The organism is Qipengyuania seohaensis (assembly GCF_002795865.1).
GTDB lineage: Bacteria > Pseudomonadota > Alphaproteobacteria > Sphingomonadales > Sphingomonadaceae > Qipengyuania > Qipengyuania seohaensis.
Window position 1 is genome coordinate 507,960 of the sequence record NZ_CP024920.1, and the last position, 12,070, is coordinate 520,029.

At 62.5% G+C, this 12,070-nt stretch carries 13 protein-coding genes and 1 tRNA gene; 4 read left to right on the forward strand and 10 right to left on the reverse strand.

Annotated elements, in window-relative coordinates:
• The first annotated feature begins 1 nt into the window (after position 1).
• The 4 genes from dapF to CVE41_RS02550 are packed head-to-tail and all read left to right on the forward strand — an operon-like array spanning position 2 to position 3,559.
• Positions 2-811, forward strand: coding sequence for a diaminopimelate epimerase (gene dapF, locus CVE41_RS02535; RefSeq protein WP_100261331.1), 810 nt, complete (start codon positions 2-4; stop codon positions 809-811).
• Positions 808-1,995 carry a MiaB/RimO family radical SAM methylthiotransferase gene (locus CVE41_RS02540; protein ID WP_100259245.1) on the forward strand — a complete coding sequence of 396 codons (1,188 nt, stop codon included), beginning with the start codon at positions 808-810 and terminating at the stop codon, positions 1,993-1,995. The genes dapF and CVE41_RS02540 overlap by 4 nt, the downstream gene beginning before the upstream one ends.
• The gene (gene ftsY / locus CVE41_RS02545) at positions 1,992-2,915 is read left to right on the forward strand and encodes a signal recognition particle-docking protein FtsY (protein ID WP_090481444.1); all 924 of its coding nucleotides are present in this window, start codon (positions 1,992-1,994) and stop codon (positions 2,913-2,915) included. Before CVE41_RS02540 ends, ftsY begins: the two co-directional genes overlap by 4 nt.
• Positions 2,915-3,559 carry an inner membrane-spanning protein YciB gene (locus CVE41_RS02550; RefSeq protein WP_100259246.1) on the forward strand — a complete coding sequence of 215 codons (645 nt, stop codon included), beginning with the start codon at positions 2,915-2,917 and terminating at the stop codon, positions 3,557-3,559. Before ftsY ends, CVE41_RS02550 begins: the two co-directional genes overlap by 1 nt.
• A gap of 196 nt (positions 3,560-3,755) precedes the next feature.
• Here the strand turns inward: CVE41_RS02550 and CVE41_RS02555 are convergent, their stop codons facing one another.
• The 10 genes from CVE41_RS02555 to CVE41_RS02595 all read right to left on the reverse strand — a co-directional run bounded on the left by CVE41_RS02555 (position 3,756) and on the right by CVE41_RS02595 (position 11,947).
• A complete protein-coding gene (locus tag CVE41_RS02555) occupies positions 3,756-5,714 on the reverse strand; it encodes a potassium transporter Kup (RefSeq protein WP_100259247.1) in 1,959 nt (652 codons plus the stop codon).
• Between the two features lie 116 nt (positions 5,715-5,830).
• Positions 5,831-6,478, reverse strand: coding sequence for a tetratricopeptide repeat protein (locus CVE41_RS02560; protein ID WP_100259248.1), 648 nt, complete (start codon positions 6,476-6,478; stop codon positions 5,831-5,833).
• Positions 6,475-6,882, reverse strand: a complete 408-nt coding sequence (locus CVE41_RS02565; protein WP_100259249.1) for a cytochrome c-type biogenesis protein — start codon at positions 6,880-6,882, stop codon at positions 6,475-6,477. The genes CVE41_RS02560 and CVE41_RS02565 overlap by 4 nt, the downstream gene beginning before the upstream one ends.
• Complete coding sequence (locus CVE41_RS02570; RefSeq protein WP_100259250.1) at positions 6,879-7,406, reverse strand: DsbE family thiol:disulfide interchange protein; 528 nt, start codon at positions 7,404-7,406, stop codon at positions 6,879-6,881. Before CVE41_RS02570 ends, CVE41_RS02565 begins: the two co-directional genes overlap by 4 nt.
• Positions 7,403-9,358: a heme lyase CcmF/NrfE family subunit gene (locus CVE41_RS02575; RefSeq protein WP_100259251.1), complete on the reverse strand. Its 1,956-nt coding sequence runs from the start codon at positions 9,356-9,358 to the stop codon at positions 7,403-7,405. Before CVE41_RS02575 ends, CVE41_RS02570 begins: the two co-directional genes overlap by 4 nt.
• Positions 9,355-9,816, reverse strand: coding sequence for a cytochrome c maturation protein CcmE (gene ccmE / locus CVE41_RS02580; protein ID WP_100259252.1), 462 nt, complete (start codon positions 9,814-9,816; stop codon positions 9,355-9,357). Before ccmE ends, CVE41_RS02575 begins: the two co-directional genes overlap by 4 nt.
• Positions 9,813-9,968, reverse strand: coding sequence for a hypothetical protein (locus CVE41_RS14695; protein WP_198507703.1), 156 nt, complete (start codon positions 9,966-9,968; stop codon positions 9,813-9,815). Before CVE41_RS14695 ends, ccmE begins: the two co-directional genes overlap by 4 nt.
• Before the next feature lies 1 nt (position 9,969).
• Complete coding sequence (gene ccmC / locus CVE41_RS02585; protein WP_100259253.1) at positions 9,970-10,692, reverse strand: heme ABC transporter permease CcmC; 723 nt, start codon at positions 10,690-10,692, stop codon at positions 9,970-9,972.
• Between the two features lie 62 nt (positions 10,693-10,754).
• Positions 10,755-11,822 carry a Leu/Phe/Val dehydrogenase gene (locus CVE41_RS02590; protein ID WP_100259254.1) on the reverse strand — a complete coding sequence of 356 codons (1,068 nt, stop codon included), beginning with the start codon at positions 11,820-11,822 and terminating at the stop codon, positions 10,755-10,757.
• A gap of 48 nt (positions 11,823-11,870) precedes the next feature.
• A tRNA-His gene (locus CVE41_RS02595) sits at positions 11,871-11,947 on the reverse strand.
• Between the last annotated feature and the right edge of the window lie 123 nt (positions 11,948-12,070).

Below are 12,070 nucleotides of genomic sequence, written 5' to 3' on the forward strand. Positions count from 1 at the left end.
GATGCGCATTCCCTTCATCAAGATGCATGGCTTAGGCAATGATTTCGTCGTGCTCGATGCGCGCGAAAATGCCCTGCCCGATCTTAACGAAAGTATCGCGCGCGGCATCGCGGATCGGCACACCGGTATCGGATGCGACCAGCTGATCCTGCTACAGCTCAGCGACAGCGCGGATTTCCGGATGCGGATATTCAACCACGATGGCAGTGAAGTCGGGGCCTGCGGCAACGCGACACGCGCGGTGGCCATGCTTCACGGAAGCGATGCGCAAATCGAAACCGCTGGCGGCATGCTTGCCGCATCGCCGCGAGATGGCGGCGCCAGCGTCGACATGGGCGCGCCGCATTTCGAATGGGACGCCATCCCTCTCGCCTATCCCATGGACACGCTCTCCATGCCGGTCGGGTGGGAAATGCTGGAAGACCCCGGCGCCGTGAACGTCGGCAACCCGCACATCATTTTCTTCGCGGACGATTGCGATGCGATCCCGCTCGATCAGCTCGGTCCTGAAATCGAGACCGATCCCCTGTTTCCCGAACGCGTGAATGTGAACGTCGCGACAATCGAGGGCCGCAGCCGGATCCGGCTGCGCGTGTGGGAGCGCGGCGCAGGCCTGACCAAGGCATGCGGAACCGGTGCCTGTGCAACCGCTGTCCACGCCATGCGCCGACGGCTCGTCGACCGAGACGTGACCGTGGCTTTGCCCGGCGGTGACCTGCAGATCGGCTGGAGCGAGGGCGAAACCATTCGCATGACCGGCCCTGCAAGCGAAAGCTTCCGCGGTTCCTTCGAGTGGAACGACTACGCATGAACGCGCCCGCCAAACTGCCGCAAATCGTGTCGCTGGGCTGCCGCCTCAACATCTCCGAAAGCGAGCGGATGCGCACCATGCTGGCGGGCGAGGAGAATCTCGTTGTGGTCAACAGCTGCGCGGTCACCAGCGAAGCGGTGCGCCAGACACGGCAGGCCATCCGCCGCGCGCGCCGCGCCAATCCTGATGCCCGGCTGCTGGTTACCGGATGCGCCGCCGAGATCGAGCGCGACGAACTGGCCGCCATGCCCGAGGTCGATGGCCTCATCGCCAATGACGCAAAGCTCGACCCGCGCGCATGGAACGTGCCGGCGGAAGCTCCGCCCGTCCCCAAGCGCCGCACACGCGCCTTCGTGGCCGTGCAGAACGGCTGCGACCACGCCTGCACCTTTTGCGTGATCCCCCAAGGGCGCGGTGCCAGCCGCTCGATGTCCGTCGACGCAGTGATCCGCGAGGTCGGCCTGCATGTGGACCAAGGCGCCGCCGAAGTGGTATTAACGGGCGTCGACGTTACGTCATGGGGCCACGACCTTCCGGGCAAACCGCACCTCGGCGCGATGGTGCGCGCTGTGCTCAATGCCTTTCCCGAATTGCATCGCCTCAGGATGTCCTCGCTTGACGGGATCGAGATCGACGAAACCCTGTTCGAGCTCTTCGCCAGCGAGCCTCGGCTGATGCCGCATCTCCATCTTTCCATGCAGCATGGGCATGACCTCATCCTCAAGCGGATGAAACGCCGTCACAGCCGCGCCGATGCGGTTGGTCTGGTCCGCCGTCTGAAGGATCGCCGGCCCGAGCTTGCAGTGGGTGCCGACCTTATCGCGGGTTTTCCGACCGAGACCGGAGAGCACCACGAAGCCAACCTCTCGATCATTCGCGACCTCGGCATCGTGCACGGCCACATCTTCCCCTACTCGCCCCGCCCCGGCACGCCGGCGGCGCGTATGCCGCAACTGGATCGCGCCACGATCAAGCAGCGCGCAGCCGAATTGCGCGAGGCAGTGGCAAAGACCCGTGCAGACTGGCTGGCAACGCTCGTCGATAAGCCGCTCAATGTCCTCGCGGAACGCGACGGCACTGGCTATGCGGAGAACTTCGCACGGGTGGACCTGCCCGCCGGTACCGAGCCGGGGCAGATCGTCACGATCACCCCCACCAAATTCGAGGACGACCTCCTGGCATGAGCAAACCCAGCTGGACCGAGCGCCTGTTCGGCGGCTTCAAGAAGACGTCGGAACGCCTGTCCGAAAACCTGACCGAAGTCGTCAGCAAGGCGAAGCTCGACGATGCGACGCTCGACGATGTCGAGGATGCGCTCATCATGTCCGACCTCGGCCCGAGCGCTGCTGCACGCATCCGGGAGAAGCTGCGGGACAAGCGCTTCGGCCTCGAAATCAGCGCGCAGGAACTGAAGGAAGCGGTCGCCGAGGAAATCGCCGCGATCCTGCGACCGGTCGCAAAGCCGCTTGAGATCACCGCCTTCCCGCGCCCTCAGGTCCTGCTCGTGATCGGCGTGAACGGCAGCGGGAAGACGACCACCATCGCCAAGCTCGCGCACCTTTTCGTCGAGGACGATTACAACGTCATGCTCGCCGCCGGAGACACCTTCCGCGCGGCGGCCATCGGCCAGCTCCAGACCTGGGCAGACCGCGTGGGCGTGCCCATCGTGCGCGGCCCTGAAGGCGGCGATCCCGCCTCGATCGTGTTCGACGCGGTCAAGAAGGGCACCGAAATCGGCACCGACGTGCTGATCGTCGACACCGCAGGCCGCCTCCAGAACAAGCGCGAGCTGATGGACGAGCTGGCCAAGATCCGCAAAGTCCTCGGCCGCCTCAACCCCGAAGCGCCGCATGACGTGGTGCTGGTGCTCGACGCCACCAACGGCCAGAATGCGCTCAGCCAGATCGACGTTTTCAAGGAAGTGGCGGGCGTCACCGGCCTCGTCATGACGAAGCTCGACGGAACCGCGCGCGGCGGCGTGCTGGTGCAGGCGGCGGAACAGTACGGCCTGCCGATCCACGCGATCGGCGTCGGCGAGAAGATCGACGATCTGCGCCCCTTCGATCCGGACCTGGTGGCGCGCGTCATTGCGGGGATTGCCTGATGAGCGAAGCGAAGCCCAAACAGAAGACCGGCTGGCTGCACACGCTGGTCGACTATGGCCCGCTGTTGGTCTTCCTCGGCGTCTACAAGCTCTACGAACCGCCAGAGACATCGACTTTCGGCGAGATTGCAGCGGTCATTTACGGCACGATCGCCTTCATGGTGGCCGCCGTCGTCGCCCTTGCCTTCAGCAAATGGAAGTTCGGCAAGGTCAGCCCGATGCTGATCCTGTCGACGACGCTGATCGTCGGCTTCGGCGCATTGACCATCTGGCTCCAGGACGAACGCTTCATCCAGTTCAAGCCAACGGCAATCTATTTGCTGTTCGGTGTGGTCCTGATCATCGGCTGGCTGCGTAACCGGGCGTGGCTCCAGGTCCTGCTCGAAGCGGCATTCGAAGGCGTCACTCACGAAGGGTGGCTGAAACTCTCGCGCAACTGGGGTTTCTTCTTCTTCGCACTTGCCGGTCTGAACGAAGTGCTGGTGCGCACCATGAGCTTCGAGGGATGGCTGTGGGCGAAGTTGTGGGTCTTCCTGCCGCTGACCTTCCTGTTCACCTTCACGCAGATCCCGATGCTGCTGCGCCACGGCCTCTCGTTCGAGGATACGGACGAGGTCATGCAGGACGAACCGCCCACCGGGTGATCGGGGAAACGCTTTCCTACCGCGGGTGCCGTGCGGCAGGGATGCCCAATGGCATCACCGACCGATCCCGAAGTAGCGACGCAGCGAACTGTCACCCGCTCGGACGCGAGAATTTCGCTTCCAATTCAGTATAGTAAAGCCAAATCCGGAAGTTGACAGGGTGTCGCCTTTGTCACCCGCCTGCCTTTCGCCTAGATCAAATCTCGACCTGGCTGCCAAGTTCGACCACGCGGTTCGTCGGCAGCCTGAAGAAGTCCATCGCCGTCGCAGCGTTCCGCAGCATCCAGGCGAAGATCTTCTCGCGCCAGATCGGCATGCCGGGCTTGTCGCTCGGCAACAGTGTCTGGCGCGACAGGAAGAAGCTGGTGTGCATCATGTCGAACTCGCCGCCACAACGCTCCATCTCCTTCAGGCCCTGTGGAACGTCGGTTTCCTGCATGAAGCCGTAGTGCAGCACAGCGCGGTAGAAGCCGTCACCGAGATCGACCATTTCGCAGCGTTCGCTGGCGTCCACATAGGGAGTGTCGTCGATAAGGACCGTGAGGATCACGACCCGCTCGTGCAGTACCTTGTTGTGCTTGATATTATGCAGCAGGGCGGATGGCACGCCTGCCGTCTGGCTGGCCATGAAGATCGCCGTGCCGGGCACACGAGTGGCACTGTTCTTGGCACTCTTGGCGAAGATTTCGATCGGCAACGCCGTTTCGCTCATCCGTTCGCGCATCAGCTTGCGTCCGCGCGACCATGTGGTGAGCAGCGTAAAGGCCACGAGACCGACGACCAGCGGGAACCAGCCGCCATCCGGAATCTTGACGAGATTGGCCGCGAAATAGGCGCCGTCGACGATCAGGAAGAAGGTCACCACGGGCAGAGCGTACCACCACTTCCACTTCCACACGCCGACGAACAGCACGCCCATCAGCAGCGTGTCGATCGTCACCGCACCCGTCACCGCGATACCGTAAGCGCTGGCGAGGCTGGACGAGTTCTGGAAGGTAAGGACAAGGATGATGACCGCCACCATCAGCGCCCAGTTGATGACCGGGATGTAGATCTGTCCGGCCTCTGTCTCGCTGGTGTGGCGGATCGACATGCGCGGCATGAAGCCCAGCTGCATGGCCTGGTGGGTAATCGAGAAGGCGCCGGAGATAACCGCCTGGCTGGCGATGAATGTCGCCATCGTTGCCAGGATAACCAGCGGCAGGCGATATTCCTCGCTCGCCAGCAGGAAGAAGGGGTTCGCTGCGGCAATGGCCGCCTGCTCCGGCGGGAGCCCTGCGATCATCGCGCCCTGACCGAAATAGTTCAGCAACAGGCACGGCATCACGAAGCCGAACCAGCTCAGGCGCATCGGTCCGCGGCCGAAATGGCCCATGTCCGAATAGAGCGCTTCGGAACCGGTCACCGCGAGCACGACGGCGCCCAGCGCAAGGAATGCCACCACACCGTCGGTGACGAAGAACATGAAGGCGTAATAGGGGTTCAAGGCCCACAGGATGTCGGGGTTCTGCCAGATCTGGTTCAATCCCAGCCCGGCAATGGTCACGAAATAGACGATCATGACCGGCGCGAAGAGCGCACCCACTTTCGCCGTCCCCCGGCTTTGCAACAGGAACAGGCAGACCAGCAGGACAAGGGCGATCGGTATGACCAGCGGATCCAGCCGGTGATCGACCACCGTCAGGCCTTCGACAGCGGAAAGGACGGAAATCGCCGGGGTAATCATGGAATCGCCGTAGAACAGCGACGTTGCGAAGACGCCCAAAAGGACCACGAGCCAGCCCCAGCGCGACTTTCCGATATGACGGCTGAGCAAGGCCACGAGCGCGAGGCTGCCGCCCTGCCCCTTGTTGTCCGCGCGCATCAGGATCGTGACGTACTGGATCGCAACGACGATCAGCATCGACCAGAAGATCAGGCTGACTACGCCGAGAACATGCATCCGGTCGATGGCGATATTAGCTGCGCCATTGAAGGTTTCGCGGAACGCGTAAAGCGGGCTGGTGCCGATATCGCCGAAGACGATACCGATGGCGCCGACCGCCAGAGCGGTCTTCGAAGCACCGTGACCGTGCCCATGGGCCTGGCCAGGACCTTCGCGACGCGCACCGTCGGCCTCAGCCCTTTCGACTGGAGCTGTGTTATCTGTGCTCAAAGGTGGGTTTCCGGCTGCATCATGTCATTCGCCTATCCGCGAAGTATCTGTACCCTTCGCAAGGTCGCGGCGCTTAGCACCGCCCCGCGACACCCGCAATGGCGCAGGTAAGGGTGTTACTGAATGGGGTCGGTTGGCATCGCTGCCATTTCCAAGAGCGCATCGAGCCGTTCGAGCCTCATCTGGAGGTCTCCCCGCCATTCGGCATCTTCGGGCGCCGCCTCAAGCGCTTCTACCCAAAGCTCGCGCGTTCGGGCAGGTTCGCCGCCACGAAGCCAGGAAAGACCGAGGAAATAGCGCGCTCCGCCATTTTCCGGCTGCAATTCGGCGGCACGTTCGAACGCGTTGATAGCGGCCGGCGTCAGATTGCCTTCGGCGTGTTCGACAAGCGCAATGCCAGTTGCCAGCCATGCCTCCGTATCTGAGGGATTCTCGCTGATGGCGTTGGCGTAGAGGCCGCTTGCCTGCGCATAATCACCGCGGCGGGCGAAACCATCACCCGTCATGATCCAGCGACTCGGCAATTGTCCTGCCCCGAAGAATTCTCGCCGGGCAGAGACCAGCAGTTCGCCGCTCTGCGTTTCGGAACCGGCCGCTGCCTTCGGTGAGCTATCTTGGCCCGGGGAACCCTGCATCGCATAACCGGCAAGACCGAAAACCAGAGTTGCACCCAGCAACGTCCACATGGTGCGCGGCAAGCGCAGCAAGATCACGGCAGCAATGAATGCGGCAAGCGCTAGGAGAATGATCGGGAGCCACGTCATGCCTTGGCCTTCCCGAATCTGCGCCACAGAACGGCGGCGATGGCCAGCAGGAATACGACCGGCAAGACGAACAACGGCCACGTCCGCGCACTTACGACAGGAGCATAGCTGACATAATCGCCATAGCGTTGCATGAGCCAGGTGCGGACCTCTTCCGGCTGCTCACCTGCCGCAATGCGGATACGAACCTGGTGCCGCATGTCACCGGCCATCGGCGCATCGCTGTCCGCGATCGATTGGGACTGGCACTTCAGGCAGCGCAGCGTTTCCATCAGCTCCTGCGCCGCAGCTTCCTGAGCGGGATCGTCCAATTGCCGATAGGCGTAAGGGGCAGGAGGCGCGCTGCCCTGCGCCAGTGCCGGAGCAGCGACTACCGCCAAGAGGAATGCCGCAAGCAGTCTCACGCGCCGGCTTCCCGCAGCTTCTCGAGCAGGACGGGCACGTCGTCAGCACGAATATCGCCGATGTGCTGGTAAGTGATGATCCCTTTGCCATCGATCACGAAGGTTTCCGGCACACCCGAAGATCCGATACTCAACTGCACTTCTGAAAGGTCGTCGCGTCCGATGCGGCTATATGGATTGCCGTGGCGTGCAAGGAATTGCGCCACGTCCTCCGGATCGTCACGAATGGCGATACCGACAATCTCGGCCCCCTGGTTTTTCAGCGCTTCGAGCTGCGGCGCCTCGGCTATGCATGGCAGGCACCAGCTGGCCCAGATGTTGAGCAGGCGCGGCTTGCCTTCCTTGAGGTCGGCTGTGGTAACGCCGGGGTTCTCGGGATGTGCAGGCGGCAGCTCGAAATAGGGTAATTCCTGCCCGATCATGCCGCTGGCCACGAAATCGTCCTTAGGCTGGGTCAGCTGATAGGCCGCCACGCCAAGGAAAAGCGCAAAAAGCATGAGCGGGATCCAGACACGCCAGTTCATCGGAGGTCCTCCATATCCGCTCGCCTGCCGTCGATCTTCCTGCGGATAGACCGGCGTTTAAGATCGCGGCGGACACGGCCGATGATGGCGAGCACCCCGCCCAGCGCCATCAGCATCCCGCCGTACCAGATCAACGTCACGAACGGCTTCCACCACAGGCGCAATTGCCACCTGCCATCGTCAGCTTCGCTGCCCATCACGGCATATAGCTGCCCGTTCCAGCGCGTTAGCAGGACACTTTCAGTGGTTTGCTGGGGCGGAGCCCAGAAATTCCGGGATTGGGGCGCGATCTCGGCAGGTGCGCCGCCCTTGTAGCTGGCAAGCATGCGCCCTTCGATCGCCGTCCAGTTAGGTCCAGCAACGGGCGCAATGCTGTCGAGCTTCACTTCCCACGGTCCCACTTGCGTGGATTGACCGACCTCGAGAGCCGCCAGCTTCTCGTTCGAGAATGCACTTTCGCTGGCCATTCCGAACAAGGCAACGGCGATGCCGAAATGCGCTACGATCATTCCCCAGACAGAAATCGGGAGGCGACGGATATTTCTGCCCCGCAGCGGCAAGAAACTTGCCACACCCAGGGCGATTGCCAGCGCCAGACCCATCAGCGGGAGGATTGCCACACCTTCGAACAGCGCGAAGAAAATCAGGCCGGCGACGATGAGGGCGGCGATCAACGCCAGCTCCTTTGAAATCCGTCCGAAGCTGTCGCGCCGCCACCGCAGCAGCGGACCCACCGCCATGACCGCAAGCATCGGCAAGGCGAAGATCGCCGACACCGGATTGAAATAGGGCGGTCCGACCGATACGCGCACGTCGAAAGCCTCGGTCAGAAGGGGGTATAGCGTGCCCAGCAGAACCACTGCCAGGATCGCGCTGAGCATCACATTGTTGAACACCAGCGCACCCTCGCGGCTGGCAACGCTGAATCGTTCGCCTTCACTGATCGAATTAGCGCGCAGCGCAAACAGCAGCAGGGCTCCTCCGATATAGATTGCGAGCAGCGCCAGGATGAAGCTGCCACGTTCGGGATCGACGGCGAAGGCATGAACGCTCGTCAGCACGCCTGAACGCACCAGGAAAGTGCCCAGCATGCTCATCGAGAAAGCAATCACGCCCAGCATGATGGTCCACACCCGCAAGGCATCACGGCTTGCCAGCACGCTAACCGAATGAAGCAGCGCGGTAGCCGCCAGCCAGGGCATAAGGGACGCATTCTCGACCGGGTCCCAGAACCACCAGCCGCCCCAGCCAAGTTCGTAATAAGCCCAGTAACTTCCTGCAGTTATGCCCAAAGTCAGCAGCACCCACGCACCCAGCACCCAGGGACGCATTGCGCGGGCGAAGTCGGGCGTGACAGACCGGGTCAGCATGGCTCCGACTGCGAAGCTGAAAGCTACCGATAGCCCGACATAGCCGAAATAGAGGGTCGGAGGATGGAAGGCGAGACCGATGTCCTGCAACAAGGGGTTTAAGCCCTGCCCTTCGGCCGCCGGGATCGGCAAGCGTTCCAACGGATTCGAACTGAGCAGCAGGAAGGCATAGAAACCCAGCGCGACAAACCCTTGCGCAGCCAACGTCGCCTGCATCGTGCGCTCCGGAAGTCGGCGTTCGACCGCGGCAATCAGCGCACCTGCAAGCGCCATGACCGTAACCCACAGCAGCATCGAGCCTTCGTGATTCCCCCAGGCTCCGGAGAGCTTGAAAACCATCGGCTTCATCGAATGGGAATTGGCGGCAACCAGCTTCACCGAAAGGTCGGTTATCGCGAAGACCCAGAGCAACGCCCCGAAAGCGAACGCTGCCAACGCGCCCTGAAGAATCGCAGCAGGGCGTGAGAGGACCGCGATACCCGCGCCTTCTCCGACACGGATACCGAGGGCACCGGCCCCCAGTTGCAGCACTGCCAAGGCCGCTGCCATCCACAGCGCCGCATGACCCAGCTCTGCAATCATTCCAGGCCCACCGTGGTTTCTTCTGCCATCTCGGCAGCCTGATGCTCGCTCATGCCTTCCAGTTCGCGCGGCACGTAATTCTCGTCGTGCTTGGCGAGAAGATTATCCGCAACGAAGGTACCGCCGGCGTCGAGACGGCCTTCTGCGACCACACCCGATCCTTCAACGAACAAATCGGGGAGGATCCCTGCAAAGCGCACCGGAATGCGGGAATTCTCGCGTCCGGTAACGGCAAAGGTCACGGTGATGCCGTCAGGCAGCTTTTCCAGCGAACCCGGTTCCACCATGCCGCCAAGTCGGACTGCCTGCCCCGGCTCGGGCGGGTTTTCCGCCATCTGCTCCGGCAGGTAGAAATAGCTGGCCTGATTGCGCAGGGCATAGCTTGCCAGCAAGCCTGCACCGATCAGGGCGATCAATGCGAGGACGATCAGGACCAATCGTTGATGCTTGGCCTTCATCGCGCTTTTCTCGTCGCCGAGCGCACGCTTTCGCGCCGCTTTTCCGCACGCTTCATGGCTATCCAGCTCCATGCAATCATGCCGAGCGTGCCAGCCACTGCCACCACATAGGCCGCGACCACGAAATCCCACTGATCCAGAGCTTCACGCATATCAGTCAGCCTCCAGCGCGCGCCGCCGCAAGCGGGCTTCGGCCTGGATATCGGCCAGCAGCGCACGCATCCGCGCGAGCACTACTCCGCCGAAGATCAGCGAAAAACCGAGCACAGCCAGCAGGAGCGGCTGCAGAAAAACCGCGTCGATCGCGCTCTTGCCCATCGTTATGCTGGGCGGCTGGTGCAACGAGTTCCACCACACGACGCTGCGATTGATGATCGGTATATTGATCGCACCCAATAGGCCGAAAATCGCAGGGATGCGTGCCGATACCCCTTCACGCTCGGACGCCTGCGCCAGCGCGATATAAGCCAGGTACAGGAAGGCCAGCACCAGCATGCTGGTCAGCCGCCCGTCCCAGACCCACCAGGTCCCCCAGGTCGGGCGACCCCAGATCGAACCGGTCGCGAGGCAGATGACAGTGAAAACCAGGCCAGGGACAGCCGCAGCACGCGCCGCAATTGCAGCCAGCGGGTGACGCCACACGAGAAACACGAGACTGGAAATCGCAATCGCGCTCCACCCGCCCATGCCAAGCCACGCCGTCGGTACATGGATGAAAAGAATTCGGACGGTCTCGCCCATCAGGCGATCGGGAGGAACCGATGTTACTCCCCAGAACAGCGCGATTGTCGTCAGCAAAAGGCCGCCCGCAAGCAACAGCGGCGTCAGCCACTGAGCGAGAGAGAGAAACCGTTTGGGATTGGCAAAGCCGTGCATGATCGAAAGCCGTCGTCCGCGCTTTTACAGGCGCAGGCCTGACCCGCAAGTGAAGATCACGCTTATCCGCGTCCGATGAGAGCCTGCGCCAGGCGGTCGGCGACCTGATCGGGCGATTCGCCGGTCTTGTCGCTTTCCTGCCAGATTTCCTCCAGCCGTCCGGGGATCAGCGCAATACGCTTGCGCACCTCGTTGATGTCGCACGGCGCTTCCTCCTGGCGGCACAGATATTCGAGCGTCACGGAGATGATCCCGCCTGCATTGATGACATAGTCGGGTGCATAGAGAATGCCCCGCTTCGCCAGCATCGGACCGTGTTCAGGACGCTTGAGTTGGTTGTTCGCGCCGCCAGCCACGATCTTGCAATCGAGTCGGCCGATACCCTCATCATCGAGAATCGCGCCGAGGGCATTGGGGCTGAATACGTCGCACGGAACCGACATGATCGCGTCGCTCGCTACGCATTCGGCATCGAGTTCGGTCGCCAGCGCCCGGCAGCGATCTTCGTTGATATCCGAAAGGGTGAGCTTCGCGCCTTCCTTGGCCAGCAGCCTCGCGACGCCGCCACCGACACTGCCGACACCCTGGAGAGCGACATGCACGCCGTTCATGCTGTCCTTGCCAAGCTTGTGCTTCACGGCAGCCTTGATGCCGAGGAATATGCCGAGGGCGGTAAAGGGGCCGGGATCGCCGCCTGCCGCGTCTTCGCCCTCGACCGGCAGGCCCGACACGTACTGGGTACGCTGGGCGACGGCTGCCATGTCCGCTTCCGAAATACCGACGTCTTCGGCGGTCACATACTGTCCACCGAGCGCGTCAACCGCGTCAGCGAATGCAGCGAGCATTTCGGGCGTCTTGGTCTTGTCGCTATCCGCTAGAATGACGGCCTTGCCACCACCCATCGGCAGACCTGCCATGGCGTTCTTGTAGCTCATCCCGCGCGAAAGCCGCAGCGCATCGCGCATTGCCGCTTCGGGTTCCGCGTAATGCCAGAATCGGGTGCCGCCGGCGCCGGGGCCCAGGTGCGTGGAATGAAGCGCGATAATCGCAGTCAGGCCGCTCTTCCGGTCGCGAACGAGCTGCACCAGCTCGTGATCGTCAAAGTCCGTTTCGGTCCAGAATGCCGTCATCGCTATGCCCCTTGCAGGAGTTCAAGATGCTGCGCGAAGGGGAGAAAATGGGGCGATCGACGGGGTTCGAACCCGCGACCTCCGGTACCACAAACCGGCGCTCTAACCAACTGAGCTACGATCGCCACACGCCCCCGGAACGCAGCCGGGTAGGCGGCACATAATCGCGGGCGAGCGGGCGTCAACCCGCCTTCCGCAACGGCGCGTGCCTGTTGCACAATGTGCGGCCGATGGGAAGGGAAAAAAGC